The sequence below is a fragment of the Streptomyces sp. NPDC058678 genome, assembly GCF_042714835.1.
GTDB lineage: Bacteria > Actinomycetota > Actinomycetes > Streptomycetales > Streptomycetaceae > Streptomyces.
The window spans coordinates 40,661-60,811 of record NZ_JBHXSG010000018.1; the positions used below are offsets into that span (position 1 = coordinate 40,661).

Here is a 20,151-nt window from a genome sequence, read left to right on the forward strand (position 1 = left end):
GCGGATGACTGAGGCGCACCGCGTTCCTTGCGGTGCGCGCCGGACCGCGCGGTGAGGCTTCCTGCGACAGCCGACGAGACGTCCGTACGGCGCGTGCGCGGCATCTCCTACGACGCGCGCGTGGCGTTGTCCGCGGCGTCTACGGCTTGACCGAGCGGTAATAGCGCCGCGCACCCTCGTGCAGGGCCAACGGGTCCGTGTAGATCGCCGTGCGTACGTCGACCAACTGGGCGGAGTGGACGCGGTCGCCGATGCCGTCCCTGCTCCTGAGCACGGTCCGGGTCAGCCACTCGGTGAGCCTCGGGTCCACGTCCTTGCGTGTCATCAGCAGGTTGGACACCGCGAGCGTCGCCACCGTGGCCCCCTTCTGGATCGGGGGATAGGCCGACTCCGGCATGTTCGTGGCGCGGTAGTAGCGGGACGCACCGCCTTGTTGGTGCAGCTTGGCGACGAGGTCGGTGCCGATCGGCACGAACCGGAAGGCGTAGGTGGCGGACAGGTTCCTCAGACCCTCGGTCGGCAACCCGCTCGACCAGAAGAACGCGTCGATCTCGCCCCGCTTGAGCCGGGCCGGACCGGTGTCGATCCCGTCGGACAGCGGTGTGATGTCCTTCTTCGCGTCGATGCCCGCCGCCTTGAGCACCCGGTTGGCGATCAGCCGCACGCCCGAGTGGGGCAGTCCTATGGCGACCCGCTTGCCCTTCAGGTCCGCGATCGACCGGACGTTCGAGTCGCTCGGTACGACGAGCTGTACGTAGTCGTCGTACAGGCGGGCGACACCGCGCAGCCCGTCGGCGCCGGCGCCGGTGTACGTCTCCACGGCGTCGGCCGCCGCGATGGTGAAGTCGGCCTGGCCGGTCGCCACGCGCGCGACGTTCTCCTGCGAGCCGTCACTGGTCAGCAGCCGCACCTTGAGATTCGGCATGTCCTTGTCGAGCTCGTTGCGCAGCCGCCACCCGTACTCCTGGTAGACGCCGGCCTTGGTCCCCGTGCTGAACGTGATCGTCCCGCTCGGAGGTGCCTCGCCCAGAGGCAGCAGCCACCACAGCAGCAGCCCGAGCGCGACGAATCCGGCGGTCGCGCCCTGCAGGGCCCGGCGCCTGCCGATACGGGGGAGCACTCTGGACATGCGGGCGATCCTGCCAGCCGGGGCACGGTGCTGACCAGGGGCGGCGTCACAGCGGGCGGGGCGAAGGGGTCCGGCTCGGGTCCTGGGGGAGTGCCTGTGCGGGTCCTGGAGCAGGGGTGGCCGGCGCTGCCGTATTAGCCGACGGCGTTGTCGGTGGCGGTCGCTAGAGTCGCCGTATGAGCTCCTCGCCCGTCGACCTGGTCCGTGAGTTCCACCTCGCCGTCGGGCTCGCCGCCCGCAGTACGCCCACCGAGGTCTCGCCCGAACTGGCCGCCCATCGCGGTGAGCTGCTCGCCGAGGAGGCCGCGGAGGTCGCCGAGGTCTGCGTCACCGGCCCGCTGGACCGGCTCGCGCACGAGCTGGCCGACGTCGTCTACGTCGCCTACGGGACGGCCCTCGTCCACGGCATCGACCTCGACGCGGTGATCGCCGAGATCCACCGCTCCAACATGACCAAGCGGGGTCCCGACGGCCGCGTCGCCCGCCGCGCCGACGGCAAGGTCCTCAAGGGCGACCACTACGAGGCACCGGACGTGTCGGGAGTGCTGCGCAGGCAGGGGTGGGTGCCGCGGGCGGGGGATTGACCGGGCGTGGCGGCGCCCGTGGATCGGACGCAGCCGACGGACATCGCCTCGCCTCTCTGCCGCCGTGACCCACAAGGGCGGCGCGGCCCTTCCCTCAGTCGCCGCCCACCGACGCTCCCGCCTCGGCCGCTGGCCGCGACGAGGTTTCCCGGGTCTCCCTGCGGTCCTCGGCGCGGCGGGTCCACCAGGATGCCAGCGGCTCCGTGTAGCGCGCGGTGAGCGGGCCGAGGACGACCAGAATCAGGACGTACGCCGTCGCCAGGGGGCCGAGGGACGGTTCGATGCCGGCGCTCACGGCGAGCCCCGCGATGACGATCGAGAACTCGCCGCGTGCCACCAGCGCGCCGCCCGTGCGCCAGCGGCCCTTGACGGAGATCCCGGCGCGCCGGGCCGCCCAGTAGCCGGTGGCGATCTTCGTCGCGGCGGTGAGGACCGCCAGCGCGAGGGCGGGCAGCAGCACGGGCGGGATGCTGGCCGGGTCCGTGTGCAGCCCGAAGAAGACGAAGAAGACGGCGGCGAACAGGTCCCGCAGGGGGCTCAGCAGTGTGTGCGCGCCTTCGGCGACCTCCCCGGACAGCGCGATGCCGACCAGGAACGCGCCGACCGCTGCGGACACCTGGAGTTGCTGGGCGACACCCGCCACCAGGATCGTCAGCCCCAGCACGACCAGCAGCAGCTTCTCCGGGTCGTCGCTGGAGACGAACCGGGAGATCAGCCGGCCGTAACGCACCGCCACGAACAGCACGAGACCCGCCGCCCCCAGCGCGATCGCCAGGGTCACGCTCCCGGCCAGCAGGCCGGCGCCGGCCACCAGAGCCGTGACGATGGGCAGGTACACCGCCATCGCCAGGTCCTCCAGGACGAGGACGCTGAGGATCACCGGAGTCTCCCGGTTGCCCACCCGGCCCAGGTCGCCGAGCACCTTCGCGATCACGCCGGACGAGGAGATCCAGGTGACGCCGGCCAGCACGACCGCGGCCACCGGCCCCCAGCCCAGCAGCAGCGCCGCCGCCGCGCCCGGCAGGGCGTTGAGCGCGCAGTCCACGAGACCGGACGGGTAGTGGGACTTGAGGTTGGTGATCAGGTCACCGGCCGAGTACTCCAGGCCGAGCATCAACAGCAGCAGAATGACGCCGATCTCGGCGCCGGTCGCGACGAACTCCTCGCTCGCCCCGAGCGGCAGCAGCCCGCCCTCGCCGAAGGCCAGTCCGGCGAGCAGGTACAGCGGAATGGGGGAGAGCCGGAAACGGGCGGCGAACCGGCCGAGCAGGCCGAGGCCGAGGATGATGGAACCGAACTCGATCAGCAGGACCGCGGAGTGCACCGGATCACTCCCGCCCGAGTATCGCGGCGGCGGCGTCGACGCCCTCACGGGTGCCGATCACGATGAGGGTGTCCCCGCCGACGAGCCTGAAGTCCGGCGCCGGCGACGGAATCGCCTCGGCCCGACGCAGCACCGCGACGACGGACGCGCCCGTGTCGGTCCGCATCCGGGTCTCGCCCAGTACCCGGCCGTTCCACCGGGAACCCGCGGCGACCTCGACGCGCTCGGCGACCAGCCCCAGGTCCGTGGTGTAGAGCAGGCTCGCACTGTGGTGGGACGGCTTCAGCGCGTCGATCAGCGCACCCGCCTCGGAACCGGTCAGCCGCAGCGACTGGGCGCAGGAGTCGGGATCGTCGGCCCGGTACACGCTCACCGTGCGGGCGCCGTCGCGGTGTGCCACCACGGACAGATGGCGGTCTTCCCGGGTGACGAGGTCGTACTGGACCCCGATTCCCGGTAGCGGCGTCGCCCTCAGGCGTGGAGCAGACACGTTTCTTCCCCTTGCTTCTCGGTGATTCGGTGGTCGCGGTTGCCAAGTCCGCATGCTGCCATTGCCCCGTACGGTGACGACATGGGTGTCGTCACGGATATACGAGGCCGAAGGCGCGCGGCGAGGCTGGCTGCGACGGTGCCGAACGCGGGTACCCACGGGCCGGACACAAGGACGGGAAGAGGCGAGAGCAGAACCGTGTCGTTGTTCTGGCGGATCTTCTCGCTCAACGCCGTCGGCCTGGTCGCGGCAGCCGCCCTGCTGCTGGGCCCGGTCACCGTGTCCACCCCCGTCCTGCCGGGCGAGGCACTGGCCGTCGTGGCGGGCCTCGCCGCACTGCTCGCCGCCAACGCGCTTGTGCTGCGCATCGGCCTCGCCCCGCTCCAGCGGCTGGGCCGGGCCATGGCGACGGCCGACCTGCTGCGCCCCGGGGCCCGTGCCGCCGTCGCCGGCCCCGCGGAGACGGCCGCGCTGATCACGACGTACAACACGATGCTCGACCGGCTGGAGGCCGAACGCGCCACCGGCGCCGCCCGCGCCCTCTCCGCCCAGGAACGCGAACGCCACCGCATCGCCCGCGAACTCCACGACGAGGTCGGTCAGACCCTGACCGCGGTCCTCCTCCAGCTCAAGCGCGTCGCCGACCGGGTGCCCGACGAACTGCGCGAGGAGGTGAGCCAGGCGCAGGAGGCCACCCGCGCCGGCCTCGACGAGATCCGCCGCATCGCCCGCCGACTGCGGCCCGGCGTCCTGGACGAGCTCGGGCTGCCGAGCGCCCTGCGCTCCCTGGCGGCCGAGTTCACCACGCACGGACTGACCGTGCGCCATCACGTCCCCGGCGATCTGCCCCGGCTGACCGAGGAGTCCGAACTCGTGGTCTACCGCGTCGCCCAGGAGGGGCTGACCAACACCGCGCGGCACGCCGCCGCCGACCGTGCGGAAGTCCGGCTGCGGCCGGTCACGGACGGCGTCGAACTCCTCGTACGTGACAACGGCAAGGGCCTCGGCGGCGCCCCGGACGGCTCGGGGATCAGCGGTATGCGCGAGCGGGCCCTCCTCATAGGAGCCGCCCTCTCCCTGGAACCCGCCCCGGGGCGGGGCACGGACATACGGTTGCGCGTTCCGACGGTGACCGGGACGCACCGGTGATGCGCCTTCCGGCGGCGACCGGGACACACCGGTGATGGCGCCCCGACCGCCGCTGAAGACCCCGATCCGCGTCCTGCTCGCCGACGACCACACACTCGTACGCAGAGGCGTGCGCCTCATCCTCGAGAATGAGCCGGACCTCACCGTCGTGGCCGAGGCCGGCGACGGGGCGGAGGCGGTCGAACTGGCACGCGCGCGTGACGTCGATCTGGCGGTCCTCGACGTCGCGATGCCTCGGATGACCGGCCTCCAGGCGGCCCGCGAACTCTCCCGCCGCCTGCCGGACCTGCGCATCCTCATCCTCACGATGTACGACAACGAGCAGTACTTCTTCGAGGCCCTGAAGGCCGGCGCCGGAGGCTTCGTCCTGAAGTCCGTCGCCGACCGCGACCTCGTCCAGGCGTGCCGGGCGGTCGTACGCGACGAGCCGTTCATCTACCCGGGGGCGGAACGGGCCCTCGTCCGCTCGTACCTCGAACGACTCCACCGGGGCGACGGTCTGCCCGAGCGGGCCATCACCGAGCGCGAGGAGGAGATCCTCAAGCTCGTCGCCGAGGGCCACACCTCGAAGGAGATCGGCGAACTCCTCTTCATCAGCGCCAAGACGGTCGAACGCCACCGCGCGAACCTCCTCCAGAAGCTGGGCATGCGCGACCGCCTGGAACTGACCCGGTATGCCATCCGGGCGGGCCTCATCGACCCGTGAGTCGATCGAACGGGCCGGTGGTCACTTCCGGCGATGCCGTGAAGGGGCTGGTGCCGCCCGGACCGTCCGGGCGACCGGAGGAGGCGCCGCGTGACTGACCGACAGTCGGACCACCTCGCGTAATCGGGCGTGACAGGGCGTGTGTCAGGTGAGTGCGGCGCCCACCGGAGCATGCCGGGGGACTGTCGGCGGCAGGAGGTCCTTCGGGCACCGCCTACCCTTGTCACATGAGCAGCAGCGACCGGAGCCTGGCAGTGGGCGTGAAGACATACGAGGTGCGCACCTACGGGTGCCAGATGAACGTCCACGATTCCGAGCGATTGTCCGGGCTGCTCGAGGACGCCGGGTACGTGCGCGCGCCCGAGGGGTCGGACGGGGACGCGGACGTCGTCGTCTTCAACACCTGCGCGGTGCGCGAGAACGCCGACAACCGGCTGTACGGCAACCTCGGCCGCCTCGCCCCGAGGAAGGCGAGCCGCCCCGGGATGCAGATCGCGGTCGGCGGGTGCCTCGCGCAGAAGGACCGCGACACCATCGTGAAGAAGGCGCCCTGGGTGGACGTCGTCTTCGGCACGCACAACATCGGCAAGCTGCCCGTCCTCCTGGAGCGCGCCCGCGTCCAGGAAGAGGCGCAGGTCGAGATCGCCGAGTCGCTCGAAGCCTTCCCCTCCACGCTGCCGACGCGGCGCGAGAGCGCGTACGCGGCCTGGGTCTCCATCTCCGTCGGCTGCAACAACACGTGCACCTTCTGCATCGTCCCGGCCCTGCGCGGCAAGGAGAAGGACCGCAGGACCGGCGACATCCTGGCCGAGATCGAGGCACTGGTCGCCGAGGGCGTCTCCGAGATCACCCTGCTCGGCCAGAACGTCAACGCGTACGGCTCCGACATCGGCGACCGCGAGGCGTTCAGCAAGCTGCTGCGGGCCTGCGGCGCCATCGAGGGCCTGGAGCGCGTCCGCTTCACCTCCCCGCACCCGCGCGACTTCACCGACGACGTGATCGCGGCCATGGCCGAGACGCCGAACGTGATGCCGCAGCTGCACATGCCCCTGCAGTCCGGCTCGGACACGGTCCTCAAGGCGATGCGCCGCTCCTACCGCCAGGAGCGCTACCTCGGGATCATCGAGAAGGTCCGCGCCGCCATCCCGCACGCGGCGATCACCACCGACATCATCGTGGGCTTCCCCGGCGAGACCGAGGAGGACTTCGAGGAGACGCTGCACGCCGTCCGCGAGGCCCGGTTCGCGCAGGCCTTCACCTTCCAGTACTCCAAGCGACCCGGCACCCCGGCCGCGACCATGGAGAACCAGATACCGAAGGAGGTCGTCCAGGCGCGCTACGAGCGTCTCGTCGCCCTCCAGGAGGAGATCTCCTGGGAGGAGAACAAGAAGCAGGTCGGCCGCACGCTCGACCTCATGGTCGCCGAGGGCGAGGGCCGCAAGGACGGCGCCACCCACCGCCTCTCCGGCCGCGCCCCCGACAACCGCCTCGTCCACTTCACCAAGCCGGAGCAGCAGGTCCGCCCCGGCGACGTGGTGACCGTCGAGATCACGTACGCCGCCCCGCACCACCTCCTCGCCGAGGGCCCCACCCTCGCCGTGCGCCCCACGCGCGCGGGCGACGCCTGGGAGAAGCGCAACGCCGAGAAGGCCGCCGCGCCGGTCGGCGTCATGCTCGGCCTCCCGAAGATCGGCGCCCCCGAGCCGCTCCCGGCCGCGACGGGCAGCGGCTGCGGCTGCGACTGACGCCGTGCGCGGGTGAGTCTGCGGCTTGCGGGCTTGCGGGCTTGCGGTGTGAGTTTGCGGCGGCGCGCTGCGGGTGACCTCTGCGGTGGGTGGCCCACCACTCGCCTGTGCGCGCCGCGGAGAGGCAAGGAGACGAGGGAAGCCGAAGGGGGCGTACGGCCGTTCCGCCGTGCTCGGCTCTCGTCGCGCCGCCCGCCAGGGTTACCCTGCCGATCATGCTTGTCGCCGCCGCAGTCTGCCCCTGCCCGCCCCTGCTCGTGCCTCAGGTCGCCGCGGGCGCCGCACCCGAGCTGGACGTCGCGCGCGCCGCGTGCACGGACGCGCTCGGTGTCCTCGCCGCCGCCCGGCCCGACCGGCTCGTGGTCGTCGGGCCGGCCGAGCAGAGCGGTCGCGGGACGCATCCGGAGGGCACCCGGGGCTCGTTCCGCGGGTTCGGTGTGGACCTCGACGTAAGCCTGGGCGCCGACCGGGGCACAGGGGCCGAGCGCCTGCTCCCGCCCTCGCTGTCGGTGGCCGCGTGGCTGCTGGAGCGTGCCGGGTGGGCGGATGCCCCGATCGAGGGACTCGGTGTGGGGGAACCTCTCGCGGCCGAGCGGTGTATCGAAGTCGGAGGAGAAATCGCCGCCCGGGCCGAGCGGGTGGCGCTGCTGGTGATGGGCGACGCCAGTGCGTGCCGCACGCTCAAGGCGCCCGGCTATCTCGACGACCGAGCCGCACCCTTCGACGCGGAGGTCACGCGTGCGCTGGGCGCGGCGGACGCGGGGGCTCTCAAGGCGCTGGACGCAGACCTGGCGTACGAGCTGAAGGCATCAGGCCGGGCCCCCTGGCAGGTGCTGGCCGGCGCGGCGGAGGGCACGGACCTCGGCGGCACGCTGCTGTACGAGGGCGCGCCGTACGGGGTGGGTTACGTGGTCGCCACCTGGTCCTAGCCGCCTCGTCGTACCGCGGAAGCAGACGGCAACGACGGAAACGGCACAACCACGAAGAACGCCCCCACGTAAACGGCGCAAAACGAAACGGCACAAACGAGGGAGCCGACGGAAACGACGGACGGCCGGGAGCGTCGTGCTCCGCGGCCGTCCGTCGGTGTGCCGTGTCGTTCAGGAAGCCGGCGGCGGAGCGGTCGGCGGCGTGCCGGTGTCGCCGCCCGTGTCCGTGCCGTCCTTGTGCGCGATCCGGTCCATGGCTCCCTTGGCCTTGCCCGTCCCCGACTGGATCCTGCCGCTGTACTTGCCCTTGGTCTTCTCGTCGACGACCTTGGCGGCCTTGTCAAGGCCGTGCTCGACCTTGTCCCCGTGCTGCTGTGCGAAGCCGGAGACCTTGTCCTTGGCAGGGTTGAGCTTGGCCTTCAAATTGTCCAGGAGACCCATGGTCCACCTTCCCTCGCGGGGGCAGTTACGTGCGAGCGCCTTCGCCGGCCTCGCTGTCGGCAGCCTCTTCTGCGGACTGCTGCTTGGGGATCTCGACGCCTTCGCCGGAGCCGGAGGCGTCCTCGGCGGCCGGTACAGCCGCCTCCTCCGCCGCATCGCCGACCTTGGCCTCTGCCTTCGCATCGGCCGGCGTCTCGGACGTCGTACCGGCCTCGGCCTCAGCCTCGGAATTGGCCGCGACCGACCCCTTCGCCTCTGCCGCCTCCTCAGCCGCGGGTTCGGCCGTCGGCGTATCGGCCTGCGCCTCGGCGGTTGACGCCTCCTCTGTGGTCTTTGACCTTCGGAGAAGTCGTGCGAAAACGCCCATATCCACTCCATACGTTACTCGTGCGGGCGAAATCCCGCGTCGTCCGGTGCGTCCGTTTGCTCCGCCCGGGTCGCCACCCCTGCGATCAGGCGGCGGAAAACCTCGCAACTGGCAACGACCCCGCGCGCGTACCGTCACGTAACTCGTTCGAGGCGCGGTCGCGAGGTTTGCGAGACTGGGGCGGTGAGTAGCGCACCCCCCGCCCCCCGAGTCATCGCCGTCGTCGGACCGACCGCGGCCGGTAAGTCCGATCTGGGCGTCTTCCTGGCCCAGCGTCTCGGCGGCGAGGTCGTCAACGCCGACTCCATGCAGCTCTACCGAGGGATGGACATCGGCACCGCCAAGCTGACGCGCGAGGAACGCGACGGCGTCCCGCACCACCTCCTGGACATTTGGGACGTCACAGTCACCGCCTCCGTCGCCGAGTACCAGAAACTGGCCCGCGCCAGGATCGACACCCTGCTCGCCGAGGGCCGCTGGCCGATTCTGGTGGGTGGATCAGGCCTGTACGTCCGCGGGGCCGTGGACAACCTGGAGTTCCCCGGCACCGACCCCGAGGTCAGGGCGCGGCTGGAGGAGGAGCTCACCCTGCGCGGCTCGGGGGCGCTGCACGCACGCCTGGCCGCCGCCGACCCCGAGGCCGGGCACGCGATCCTGCCCAGCAACGGCCGTCGTATCGTCCGGGCCCTCGAAGTGATCGAGATCACCGGCAGGCCTTTCACCGCCAACCTCCCCGGCCACGACTCCGTCTACGACACCGTGCAGATCGGCGTCGACGTGGCGCGGCCCGAGCTCGACGAGCGCATCGCGCGCCGGGTCGACCGGATGTGGGACGCCGGACTGGTGGAGGAAGTGCGCGCACTGGAGGCGCAGGGGTTGCGCGAGGGGCGTACGGCCTCGCGCGCGCTCGGCTACCAGCAGGTGCTCGCGGCGCTCGCCGGGGAGTGCACCGACGAAGAGGCGCGGGCCGAGACCGTACGAGCCACCAAGCGCTTCGCGCGCCGTCAGGATTCGTGGTTCAGGCGCGACCCGCGGGTGCATTGGTTGAGTGGGGCTGCGGCGGATGTCACAGAACTTCCGCAGCTCGCACTGGCATTGGTCGAACGACCGGTCACAGCCTGATCACGTCATTGCATCGGGACGCTCCGGCCGTCATCGCGGCCTTCGGCACCGTGCCATCATCGAGCTTCGATCGACCAAGTGAAGTCCGAGTTGGGAGGGCGCGTGGCGATGGAGGCCGGCCCTCGCGACACCGCACAAGGTACCGAGCCCCTCACCGCTGAAAGCGGTGAAGCGGAGCAGGACGGCGACCGTCTGAGCCCCGACGGGCCCGACGAGACGCCGGACGGCGTGACCGCCGACGGCCCGGAGCCCGAGGAGATGTTCGCGGGCGGCCCGGAGGTCGAGGTCGAGCTGCGCCCGCAGCGCCGGATGCGCATCTGGCAGCTCGCTCCCATCGTGAGCCTGGCCGCGGTCGGCTCCCTGATGTTCGCGTTCCCGCTGGCCTTCGACTTCGGCGACAGCGGGGCCGTGATCGCCATGCTGGGTCTGCTGATCTGCTCCTGCGCGGCCGGCTGGGGCATGATGGCCGCTCGTCGCGTTGGTTACACGTGGCCCGGGCTGCCGCAGCGGGGCTCCGGGCGCCGTCCGGACTGGCGGGTCGTGATCGCGTACGTCGTGATGGTCGCCGCGGTGGTCGTGCTGGCCGTGTGGCGCGTGGCCCGGCTGCGCTGAGCAGCACGGGGCCGGTCGGCTGCGCGGGTCTCCACGCCCGCGTGGGTTGTCGTACCCACCCCGTACGATCGAGGAATGAGCACGCGGATCGCCTTCCTCAAGGGACACGGCACCGAGAACGACTTCGTGATCGTCCCGGACCCCGATAACACCATCGACCTGCCCCCGGCCGCCGTCGCCGCCCTCTGCGACCGCCGCGCCGGCATCGGCGGTGACGGCCTGCTGCACGTGGTGCGGTCCGCGGCGCACCCCGAGGCCAAGGACATGGCGGCCGAGGCGGAGTGGTTCATGGACTACCGCAATGGCGACGGTTCGGTCGCGGAGATGTGCGGCAACGGCGTGCGCGTGTTCGCGCACTACCTCCAGCGCGCCGGATACGCCGACAAGGGCGACCTCGCGATCGCCACGCGCGGGGGCGTGAAGACTGTGCACCTCTCCAAGGACGGTGACATCACCGTCGGCATGGGCAAGGCGCTGCTCCCCGAAGGGGACGTCACGGTGAGCGTCGGCGAGCGCAGCTGGCCCGCGCGGAACGTGAACATGGGCAACCCGCACGCCGTCGCCTTCGTGGACGACCTCGCGCACGCGGGCGACCTGCACTCCCCCCCGCCCTTCAGCCCGGCCGCCGCCTATCCCGACGGTGTGAACGTCGAGTTCGTGGTCGACCGCGGCCCCCGGCACGTCGCCCTGCGCGTCCACGAGCGCGGCTCCGGCGAGACCCGCTCGTGCGGCACGGGCGCGTGCGCTGTCGCCGTGGCCGCTGCCCGCCGGGACGGCGCCGACCCGACCGCCACCGGAAGCCCGGTGACGTACACCGTCGACGTGCCCGGCGGCACCCTGGTCATCACCGAGCGACCCGACGGCGAGATCGAGATGACCGGACCAGCGGTGATCGTCGCCGAGGGAGACATCGACGCGGAGTGGCTGGAACGCTCCGTTCGCTGACCGGTGGCACGTCACAGGAAGCGAACCGTAAACCTGCAACCCATCGCTCGAATGGGTGATCCTTTTCACGCTCGGCGAGAGGCGGTCAGGCGCACGTGATGGGCTCGGTAGCATCAAGCACCGGCCCGGACGGGGGACAGATGCCATCCCCCGAGCCGTGTCCGCCCTGGGGCACCCCGTCCGCCGGTCCACGCAGCCGGAGGTGCCCATGAGTGCGGAGGCCACGAATCCCGCGAGCCCAGGCCCGGTCACAGCAGGCCCGGTCCTGCCGACAGTGCCGCGCAGGAAGGCCCGCCCCCGGATCGACCTGCGCCGCCTCGGCCGGGCCGCGCTGCTCGGTCCCACCGCCCGGGACCGGCTGCCCGACGCCATCGGCCACGTGGTCGAGGCCCACCGCGCCCACCACCCCGACGCCGACCTCGAGCCGCTGCGCCGCGCCTACGTCCTGGCCGAGTCCTCGCATCGCGGTCAGATGCGCAAGAGCGGTGAGCCGTACATCACACACCCGCTCGCGGTGACCCTGATCCTCGCCGAACTGGGCGCCGAGACAACGACTCTGACGGCGTCTCTGCTCCACGACACCGTCGAGGACACCGACGTGACGCTCGATCAGGTCCGTGAGCAGTTCGGCGAGGAGGTGCGCTTCCTCGTCGACGGCGTCACAAAACTGGAGAAGGTCGACTACGGGGCAGCCGCCGAGCCCGAGACCTTCCGCAAGATGCTCGTCGCCACCGGCAACGACGTCCGCGTCATGTCGATCAAACTCGCCGACCGGCTGCACAACATGCGCACCCTCGGCGTGATGCGTCCCGAGAAACAGGCCCGCATCGCCAAGGTCACCCGGGACGTCCTCATCCCCCTGGCGGAACGGCTCGGCGTCCAAGCGCTCAAGACCGAACTGGAGGACATGGTCTTCGCGATCCTCCACCCCGAGGAGTACGAGCACACCCGGGAGCTGATCTCCGACAACGCCTCCCGCGCGGACGACCCGCTCGCCGAGATGGCCGACGAGATGCGCACGGTCCTGCGGGACGCCGACATCCCGGCCGAAGTCCTCATCCGGCCCCGGCACTTCGTCTCCGTGCACCGCGTCGCCCGCAAACGCGGCCGGCTGCGCGGCGCCGACTTCGGCCGTCTGCTGGTGCTGGTGAACGAGGACGCCGACTGTTACGCCGTACTGGGTGAACTGCACACCTGTATGACGCCCGTCGTCTCCGAGTTCAAGGACTTCATCGCCGTCCCCAAGTTCAATCTGTACCAGTCGCTGCACACCGCAGTGGCCCGCGAGGACGGCCAGGTCACCGAGGTCCTCATCCGCACCCACCAGATGCACAAGGTCGCGGAGGCCGGCGTCGTCGCGCTGGGCAATCCCTACGCTCCTCCGTCGGAGGAGCAGACCGCTTCGAGGGACGGCGAACGCGCCGACCCGACCCGCCCCGGCTGGCTGTCCCGCCTCCTCGACTGGCAGGAGGCCGCGTCCGACTCCGACATGTTCTGGTCCACCCTGCGCGAGGACCTCGCCCAGGATCGCGAGATCACCGTCTTCCGGCCCGACGGCGGCAGGCTGGGCCTGCCCGCGGGAGCGACCTGTGTGGACGCCGCGTACGCGCAGTACGGCGAGGACGCGCACGCGTGCATCGGCGCCCGCGTCAACGGCCGCCTGGCGACCCTCAGCACAGTCCTGAAGGACGGCGACACGGTCCAGCTCCTCATGGGCCAGGACCCCGCATCCGAGCCCTCCAGAGAGTGGCTGGAGCACGCCCACACGCCCACCGCCCGGATCGCCATCCAGCGCTGGCTCACGACGCATCCGGCGTCCGCCGAGGCACAGGAGGCGGGACCGGTCCCGACCCTCCAGGCCGGCGAGGCATCGCTACGGCCGCCCGCCGCCGGGAACCCTGCGGCTGCCGCCGAAGGCCTCGCCTCCCCGCCTGCCGACCGTCCCGCCACCGCGAACGCCGTCGTCGACCAGCCCGGGGCGAGCGTACGGATGGCCGGTTGCTGTACGCCCGTACCGCCGGACGAGGTGATCGGCTTCGCCGTTCGTGGCGGAGCGGTGACCGTCCATCGCGTGGAGTGCGCCGCAGTGGCGCGCATGAAGAGCGCGGGGCGCGCGGAGGTCGGTGTGCGCTGGGGGGACACCAGTGGATGCCGGGTCACCCTGTTCGCTGAATCGTTCGGCCGCCCGCATCTGCTCGCGGACCTCACCGAAGCGATGGCTTCGGAGGGGGCCGAGATCGTCTCCGCGACCGTGGAGCCCCCCAGCCAGCAACGGGTACGCCACACCTACACGGTCCAACTTCCCGACGCGGCACACCTGCCCGCCCTGATGCGGGCGATGCGGAATGTGCCAGGGGTGTACGACGTGAGCCGGGCGCAGACGCCGGGGGCCTGAGGAAGCCTGGCGGCCGCTCCACGCGCGCGTGGAGCGGACCCGTCGTCCCGCTGCTCTACCCGTTCGAGTGGGCCGATCGCGCGCCGCCGCCGTACCGAACGCGCTCGCTGATAGCCGTGAGGCATGCTGCTCACCCCCCGCACTCCGGCTCCCCGAGCCCGCATCACGCCTTCTCGGCGCCGAAAGGCCGCCGCCCTCCTCGCTTCGGCCGTCTCTGTCTGCCTCCTCGCCGCGAGCGCGCCGGCAGCCCCGCTGGGCGTCGGCGACCGCCTCTTTCCGTACCTGGGCAACCCGGGGTACGACGTGGCGGCCTACGACCTCTCCTTCACCTATCCGGGCACCAACACCAAGCCGCTCCAGGCGGTCACCACGATCGACGCCTGGACGACGGCCTCGCTGGACCGCGTGAACCTCGACTTCGCGCACGGCAAGGTCGACTCGGTCGAGATCGACGGCGAGCCCGCGACGTTCGCGAGCGCCGGCGAGGACCTGGTGGTCACGCCCGGGAATCCGCTGCCCGAGGGCAACTGGATGCGGATCACCGTGCGGCACACCAGCGACCCGGTGTCCGCCGAGGACCGGCAGGGCGGCTGGGTGCGGACCGCGGACGGTCTCGCCATGGCCAACCAGGCCGACGTCGCCCACCTGGTGTTTCCCTGCAACGACCACCCCTCCGACAAGGCGATGTTCACCATCAGGGTCACGGCACCCGAGGGCTACACGGCCGTCGCCAACGGTCTGCCGACCGGCGTGGATCGTGCGGGACGGGCGAAGACCTGGACGTACCGGACCCAGCACCCCATGGCCACCGAGCTCGCCCAGGTGTCCATCGGCCGCTCCACCGTGCTGCGTCGCAGCGGTCCGCACGGACTGCCCCTGCGGGACGTCGTGCCCACAAAGGACCGCGAGCGGCTGGAGCCGTGGCTGAAGAAGACCCCCGACCAGATCGCCTGGATGGAGGGGAAGGTCGGGCCGTACCCCTTTGAGACGTACGGCCTGCTCCTGGCCGAGGCGGACACCGGTTTCGAGCTGGAGACGCAGACTCTGTCCCTCTTCGAGAGAGATCTGTTCACCGAGCCCGGCTACCCGAAGTGGTACGTCGAGTCGATCATGGTGCACGAGCTCGCCCACCAGTGGTTCGGCGACAGCGTCAGTCCGCGTACCTGGTCCGATCTGTGGCTGAACGAGGGGCACGCCACCTGGTACGAAGCCCTGTACGCGGAGGAGAAGGCGGACCGACCCCTGAAGGCGCGGATGAAGGCGGCGTACGGCGCCTCCGACCGCTGGCGCGCGGTCGGCGGACCGCCCGCCGCTCCCAAGGCGCCCGACCCCGGCCAGAAGATCAGCATCTTCCGGCCGAACGTCTACGACGGCGCCGCGCTGGCCCTGTACGCGCTGCGCCAGAAGATCGGTCGCCCCTCCTTCGAACGCCTGGAACGGGCCTGGGTAACCCGTCACCAGGACGGCGTCGCCACGACCGCGGACTTCGTCGGGCTCGCCGAGAGGATCTCCGGCCGAGAGCTGGGCGGCTTCTTCGAGGGCTGGCTCTACGGCGCGAAGACCCCGCCGATGCCCGGACACCCGGACTGGAAGTCGGCCGCACCCAGCAGGCGGCCGTGAAATAAGACGGTGACGAGACGGGCCGTGCCGTGCGACCATCCTCAGGTCGGCGCGGCACGGGACACGGGAATCTCCCGCGGCGCTCGTGCGTTGTGAGCAGTGACGGCCGGTTCAGAAGCACGGCTTCGGCTCTGTCGCCGCTTTATCGGAATCCTCATCGACGTAAGGACCCAATGACCTCCTCTTCATCTTCTTCCCAGGACACTGAGCGCTTCGCGCATGCCTACCCCGAAGGTCTTCGGGCCGATGCCCTGATGGAAGAGGACGTCGCCTGGAGCCACGAGATCGACGGAGACCGGGACGGCGACCAGTTCGACCGCTCCGAGCGAGCGGCCCTGCGCCGCGTCGCGGGCCTCTCCACCGAGCTCGAGGACGTCACCGAGGTCGAGTACCGCCAGCTCCGCCTGGAGCGGGTCGTACTCGTCGGCGTCTGGACCTCGGGGACCGCGCAGGACGCGGACAACTCCCTCGCGGAGCTCGCCGCCCTCGCGGAGACCGCGGGCGCGCTCGTGCTCGACGGCGTGATCCAGCGCCGCGACAAGCCCGACGCGGCCACCTACATCGGTTCCGGCAAGGCCGAGGAGCTGCGCGACATCGTGCTCGAGACGGGCGCGGACACCGTCATCTGCGACGGTGAGCTCAGCCCGGGCCAACTCATCCATCTCGAAGACGTCGTCAAGGTCAAGGTCATCGACCGTACGGCCCTGATCCTCGACATCTTCGCCCAGCACGCCAAGTCCCGAGAGGGCAAGGCACAGGTAGCGCTCGCGCAGATGCAGTACATGCTGCCGAGGCTGCGCGGCTGGGGCCAGTCGCTGTCCCGTCAGATGGGCGGCGGCAAGGGCGGCGGCCTCGCCACCCGTGGTCCCGGTGAGACCAAGATCGAGACGGACCGGCGTCGGATCCGCGAGAAGATGGCGAAGATGCGCCGGGAGATCGCGGACATGAAGACCGGTCGCGAGATCAAGCGCCAGGAACGCAAGCGTCACAAGGTGCCGTCGGTCGCCATCGCCGGCTACACCAACGCCGGCAAGTCCTCGCTGCTGAACCGCCTCACGGGCGCGGGAGTGCTGGTCGAGAACGCCCTGTTCGCGACCCTCGACCCGACCGTGCGCCGGGCCGAGACGCCCAGCGGCCGTCTGTACACGCTCGCGGACACCGTCGGCTTCGTCCGGCACCTGCCGCACCACCTGGTCGAGGCGTTCCGTTCCACCATGGAGGAGGTCGGCGAGTCCGACCTGATCCTGCACGTGGTGGACGGCTCGCACCCGAACCCGGAGGAGCAGCTGGCCGCCGTACGCGAGGTGATCAGGGACGTCGGCGCCACCGGCGTACCCGAGATCGTGGTGATCAACAAGGCGGACGCGGCCGATCCGCTGACGCTCCAGCGGCTCATGCGGATCGAGAAGCGTTCGATCCCGGTGTCGGCCCGTACCGGCCAGGGCATCGAGGAACTGCTGGCGCTGATCGACAACGAGCTGCCGCGGCCGTCTGTCGAGATCGAGGCGCTCGTGCCGTACACGCACGGCAAGCTGGTGGCCCGCGCGCATGACGAGGGCGAGGTGATCTCCGCGGAGCACACCCCGGAGGGCACCCTGCTCAAGGCGCGGGTGCACGAGGAACTGGCGGCGGATCTCGCGCCGTACGTTCCTGCGCCGCTCGCCTGACCGTCCCGGAACAGCCTGAAGGCCCGCCGCCCGCTCTTCGCAGGTGGCGGGCCTTCAGCGTGCGTGGATCACTGACCGCCGTATGTCTTGCTCATGTTCTCGTAGAGCGTCTCGGCGTCCTGGCCGAGCTGCGGGCCCGCGAGCCACGTGTTGTCGGTCGGGCCGATCGAGGTGTTCGAGACCAGCGTGGTCTCACCGTTCAGCACGCGGAACCAGCCGCCGCCGGACGAGCCGCCCGTCATGGTGCAGCCGATGCGGTACATCGTCGGCAGGCTCGTGCTGAGTGAGAAGCGGCCCGGCTGGTCGAGGCACTTGAACATCTGCAGACCGTTGTACGGCGGCGCGGCCGGGTAGCCCCAGGCGCCCATCGTGGCGACCTCGCTCGCGGACGGGGCGGAGAAGTCGACGTCCAGGGCGCCGGTGGTCTCCTCCAGGGACTTGGAGCCCGACTCCGGCTTCACATGCAGCACGGCGTAGTCGTAAGCCGCACCCGCGCCGCCGGTCTCCGAGCCGCCCTGGATCCACCCGTTCGACGTCGAGGCCCAGTCGGCCCACCAGTTGCCGTAGGGCGCGATCTCGGAGGCCGTGGCGTTGCCGAGCTGCGCCTCGGACTTGCCGAGGTCGTTGTACGCCGGGACGAAGGCGATGTTGCGGTACCAGCCGCCGCTGCCACCGGCGTGCACGCAGTGGCCCGCCGTCCACACCAGGTTGGACTTGCCGGGGTGGTTCACGTCCTTGACGACCGTGCCCGAGCAGACCATCGGACCGTCGGGGGAGTCGAAGAAGATCTTGCCGACCGGGGCCGCGTTCTGGTGGTACGGCGTTTTCTCGGCCGTGGCCTCGACGGGTGTCGGCTCGGGGTCGCTGACACCCTGGTCGGCGGCGGCGTCCTTCGTCGAGACCGTCTTGTCGGCCTCCTTCGCGGACTGCATCCGCTCGGGCTTCCAGAGGCCCTCGATCACCGGGTTGACGAAGTCCTCGGCCTCGCTGAGCCACTTGTCCTTGTCCCAGTCCTTCCAGCCGCCGGCCGCCCAGTCGTCGGCATCGATGCCGTGCTCCTTGAGCTTGTCGGCGATGCCCGCGGGGATCTTGACCTTGCCGTCGGCAGCCTGGGACGTCGTGGCGCCGAGCTTGTCGCCGGCGGTGTCCTCGGCCGAACCGCCGCAGGCGGCCGCGGTCAGCGCGAGGGCTGCGACGAGCCCGGTGGAGGTGAGGAACGTGCGGGTGCGCGGCCCGGGTCGTGGTGCTGCGGGCCTACGTGTGGAACGCATGGTGCGGAAACCCCCGTGGGAAACGTGCGAATGTCATGTGCTTGTCAGTCGAAGGCGGTCAGCCGTGGATCCCGGTGGATTCTGGTGAGCCCCGTGGATCCCCTCGATCCCTTGGACCGCCTGGGACCTCTGTTGATCTCCCTTACGGGCGACACCCCACTATGCCCGTGGAGTTGAGGGTGAACGGCGGTGAGGTGGTGAAGGTTTCCCGAGACAGCGCACCGCCGTTCCTGCTCAGCAGGCCGTCACTGTCCGGCGAACTTCTCGCTCACCGAGTCGTACACGCCCTCGGCCACCTCACCCAGCCGCGGACCCGCCAGCCAGCCCGCCGTCACCGGGCCGATCGAGGTGTTGGAGACCAGTGCCGGCTTGCCGTCCGAGCCGGTCGAGACCCAGCCGCCGCCCGACGAACCGCCCGTCATCGTGCAGCCGATGCGGTACATCGTCGGGTCCGGGGCGCTGATCGACAGCCGACCCGGCTTGTCCTGACACTGGTACATGGTCTGGCCGTCGAACGGCGCCGCGGCGGGGTAACCGGTCGCCGTGATGCTCGCGACCTTCGTCACGGCCGGCGCCTTGAAGTTCACGGGCAGAGCCGAACCGACCGTCTCCTCCAGCGACTTGCCGCCACTGCCCTTCTCCGGGGTCACATGGATGACGGCGAAGTCGTACGAGGCGCCGTCGCCGCCCGTTGCCCCACCCTGCTCGATCCACTGGTCCGAGGTCTGCGCCCAGTCGCCCCACCACACGCCGTACGGAGTGACCTCTTCCTTGGTCGCGCTCTCCAAGTCCGCGGTCGCCAGACCCTCGTTGTTGTACGAGGGCACGAACGCGATGTTGCGGTACCAGCCGCCGTCCTTACCGGCGTGCACACAGTGGCCCGCCGTCCACACCAGGTTGGACTTACCGGGGTGGGCCGGGTCCTGCACGACCGTCGCCGAGCAGACCATCGTGCCCTCGGGGGAGTCGAAGAACACCTTCCCCGCCTCGGGGGCATTGGCATGGTACGTAGGCGGGACGGCCTTCGCGTCCACCGGCGCGGGCTCCGGGTCGGTCACGCCCTGGTCATCGGAGAGGTCGCTGTCGTCGACGGCGTTGTCCGGGTCCTCGGCGTCCCGCATCCGGTCCGGATCCCAGAGGCCCTGGATGATCGGATTGATGTACTCGTCGGCCTCGCGCAGCCAGTCCTCCTTGCTCCAGTCCTTCCAGGCGCCGTTCTTCCACTTGTCGAGGTCGATCCCATGCTCTTTGAGCTTGTCCTTGATGTCGTCCGGGATCGTGATCTTGCCGTCGCCCGCGGACGTGGCGGCGGCGGAGGCGGAGGCCTCGCCACCGGCCTCGGCGTCGCCCGAGTCGCAGGCGGTGGCGGTGAGCACGAGCGCCGAGGCGAGGGCAACGGCGGCCAGCGCGGGGGAGGTTCCGCGGCGCGCGTTCCTTCCTCGACGAGCGGTGAACGACGGCCGTATGGGTCGCATGGTGTGACTCCCCCTGAGGTGAACGAACTGGGTGCTGTGCCGTGAACTCCAGCGCGGTCGAACCGACATGGAGCGATCCGGATCGACTTTCGGGCTGATTCGCATCGACCCGGGTTGCCTCGGATCGACCTGGGCTGATCCGGGCTGATTCGGGCTGATCCGATTCCGATCGGCTTGCTC

18 protein-coding genes are annotated in these 20,151 nt (G+C 70.8%); 11 read left to right on the forward strand and 7 right to left on the reverse strand.

Going from position 1 to position 20,151, the window contains the following annotated elements; genetic code table 11:
* Positions 1–139: 139 nt before the first annotated feature.
* Positions 140–1,129, reverse strand: a complete 990-nt coding sequence (locus ACFWWR_RS18385) for a TAXI family TRAP transporter solute-binding subunit (RefSeq protein WP_383866405.1) — start codon at positions 1,127–1,129, stop codon at positions 140–142.
* A 176-nt stretch (positions 1,130–1,305) separates the two neighbouring features.
* Between ACFWWR_RS18385 and ACFWWR_RS18390 the strand changes: the two genes are divergently transcribed.
* Positions 1,306–1,713, forward strand: coding sequence for a MazG nucleotide pyrophosphohydrolase domain-containing protein (locus tag ACFWWR_RS18390; RefSeq protein ID WP_384304246.1), 408 nt, complete (start codon positions 1,306–1,308; stop codon positions 1,711–1,713).
* 94 nt (positions 1,714–1,807) lie between these two features.
* Here ACFWWR_RS18390 and ACFWWR_RS18395 read toward each other — a convergent pair whose 3' ends face one another.
* Positions 1,808–3,037, reverse strand: a complete 1,230-nt coding sequence (locus ACFWWR_RS18395) for a cation:proton antiporter (RefSeq protein ID WP_383866407.1) — start codon at positions 3,035–3,037, stop codon at positions 1,808–1,810.
* A gap of 4 nt (positions 3,038–3,041) precedes the next feature.
* Positions 3,042–3,527 carry a cation:proton antiporter regulatory subunit gene (locus tag ACFWWR_RS18400; protein WP_383866409.1) on the reverse strand — a complete coding sequence of 162 codons (486 nt, stop codon included), beginning with the start codon at positions 3,525–3,527 and terminating at the stop codon, positions 3,042–3,044.
* Positions 3,528–3,725: 198 nt separating this feature from the next.
* On the opposite strand from ACFWWR_RS18400, the gene ACFWWR_RS18405 reads away from it, so the two are divergent.
* The 4 genes from ACFWWR_RS18405 to ACFWWR_RS18420 all read left to right on the forward strand — a co-directional run bounded on the left by ACFWWR_RS18405 (position 3,726) and on the right by ACFWWR_RS18420 (position 8,056).
* On the forward strand, positions 3,726–4,676 hold the full coding sequence (locus tag ACFWWR_RS18405; RefSeq protein ID WP_384304248.1) for a sensor histidine kinase: 951 nt from the start codon (positions 3,726–3,728) through the stop codon (positions 4,674–4,676).
* Between the two features lie 34 nt (positions 4,677–4,710).
* Positions 4,711–5,382, forward strand: a complete 672-nt coding sequence (locus tag ACFWWR_RS18410) for a response regulator (RefSeq protein ID WP_383866413.1) — start codon at positions 4,711–4,713, stop codon at positions 5,380–5,382.
* 227 nt (positions 5,383–5,609) lie between these two features.
* Entirely contained in the window at positions 5,610–7,127 is a 1,518-nt protein-coding gene (miaB, locus tag ACFWWR_RS18415; RefSeq protein WP_383866415.1) for a tRNA (N6-isopentenyl adenosine(37)-C2)-methylthiotransferase MiaB, read from the forward strand.
* Between the two features lie 215 nt (positions 7,128–7,342).
* Positions 7,343–8,056 carry a class III extradiol dioxygenase subunit B-like domain-containing protein gene (locus ACFWWR_RS18420; RefSeq protein WP_384304250.1) on the forward strand — a complete coding sequence of 238 codons (714 nt, stop codon included), beginning with the start codon at positions 7,343–7,345 and terminating at the stop codon, positions 8,054–8,056.
* 171 nt (positions 8,057–8,227) lie between these two features.
* On the opposite strand, the gene ACFWWR_RS18425 is transcribed toward ACFWWR_RS18420, so the two are convergent.
* Positions 8,228–8,497: an antitoxin gene (locus tag ACFWWR_RS18425; RefSeq protein ID WP_384304253.1), complete on the reverse strand. Its 270-nt coding sequence runs from the start codon at positions 8,495–8,497 to the stop codon at positions 8,228–8,230.
* A 25-nt stretch (positions 8,498–8,522) separates the two neighbouring features.
* Positions 8,523–8,864, reverse strand: a complete 342-nt coding sequence (locus tag ACFWWR_RS18430) for a hypothetical protein (RefSeq protein WP_384304256.1) — start codon at positions 8,862–8,864, stop codon at positions 8,523–8,525.
* Between the two features lie 183 nt (positions 8,865–9,047).
* Here ACFWWR_RS18430 and miaA point away from each other — a divergent pair, with 183 nt between their 5' ends.
* From miaA to hflX, 6 genes are all read left to right on the forward strand, one after another.
* Positions 9,048–9,986 carry a tRNA (adenosine(37)-N6)-dimethylallyltransferase MiaA gene (miaA, locus tag ACFWWR_RS18435; protein ID WP_383866423.1) on the forward strand — a complete coding sequence of 313 codons (939 nt, stop codon included), beginning with the start codon at positions 9,048–9,050 and terminating at the stop codon, positions 9,984–9,986.
* A gap of 108 nt (positions 9,987–10,094) precedes the next feature.
* Positions 10,095–10,598, forward strand: a complete 504-nt coding sequence (locus tag ACFWWR_RS18440) for a hypothetical protein (protein ID WP_384304310.1) — start codon at positions 10,095–10,097, stop codon at positions 10,596–10,598.
* 75 nt (positions 10,599–10,673) lie between these two features.
* On the forward strand, positions 10,674–11,543 hold the full coding sequence (gene dapF, locus ACFWWR_RS18445; protein ID WP_383866425.1) for a diaminopimelate epimerase: 870 nt from the start codon (positions 10,674–10,676) through the stop codon (positions 11,541–11,543).
* Between the two features lie 208 nt (positions 11,544–11,751).
* Complete coding sequence (locus tag ACFWWR_RS18450; protein WP_383866427.1) at positions 11,752–13,938, forward strand: RelA/SpoT family protein; 2,187 nt, start codon at positions 11,752–11,754, stop codon at positions 13,936–13,938.
* 123 nt (positions 13,939–14,061) lie between these two features.
* Positions 14,062–15,558, forward strand: a complete 1,497-nt coding sequence (locus ACFWWR_RS18455; RefSeq protein WP_383866429.1) for a M1 family metallopeptidase — start codon at positions 14,062–14,064, stop codon at positions 15,556–15,558.
* Between the two features lie 173 nt (positions 15,559–15,731).
* Positions 15,732–17,225 (forward strand): GTPase HflX, encoded by a 1,494-nt coding sequence (hflX, locus tag ACFWWR_RS18460; RefSeq protein WP_383866431.1) that lies wholly within the window; start codon positions 15,732–15,734, stop codon positions 17,223–17,225.
* A gap of 68 nt (positions 17,226–17,293) precedes the next feature.
* Here hflX and ACFWWR_RS18465 read toward each other — a convergent pair whose 3' ends face one another.
* Complete coding sequence (locus ACFWWR_RS18465; RefSeq protein ID WP_384304258.1) at positions 17,294–18,496, reverse strand: trypsin-like serine peptidase; 1,203 nt, start codon at positions 18,494–18,496, stop codon at positions 17,294–17,296.
* A 245-nt stretch (positions 18,497–18,741) separates the two neighbouring features.
* Positions 18,742–19,971, reverse strand: a complete 1,230-nt coding sequence (locus tag ACFWWR_RS18470) for a trypsin-like serine peptidase (protein ID WP_383866435.1) — start codon at positions 19,969–19,971, stop codon at positions 18,742–18,744.
* Positions 19,972–20,151: the final 180 nt, after the last annotated feature.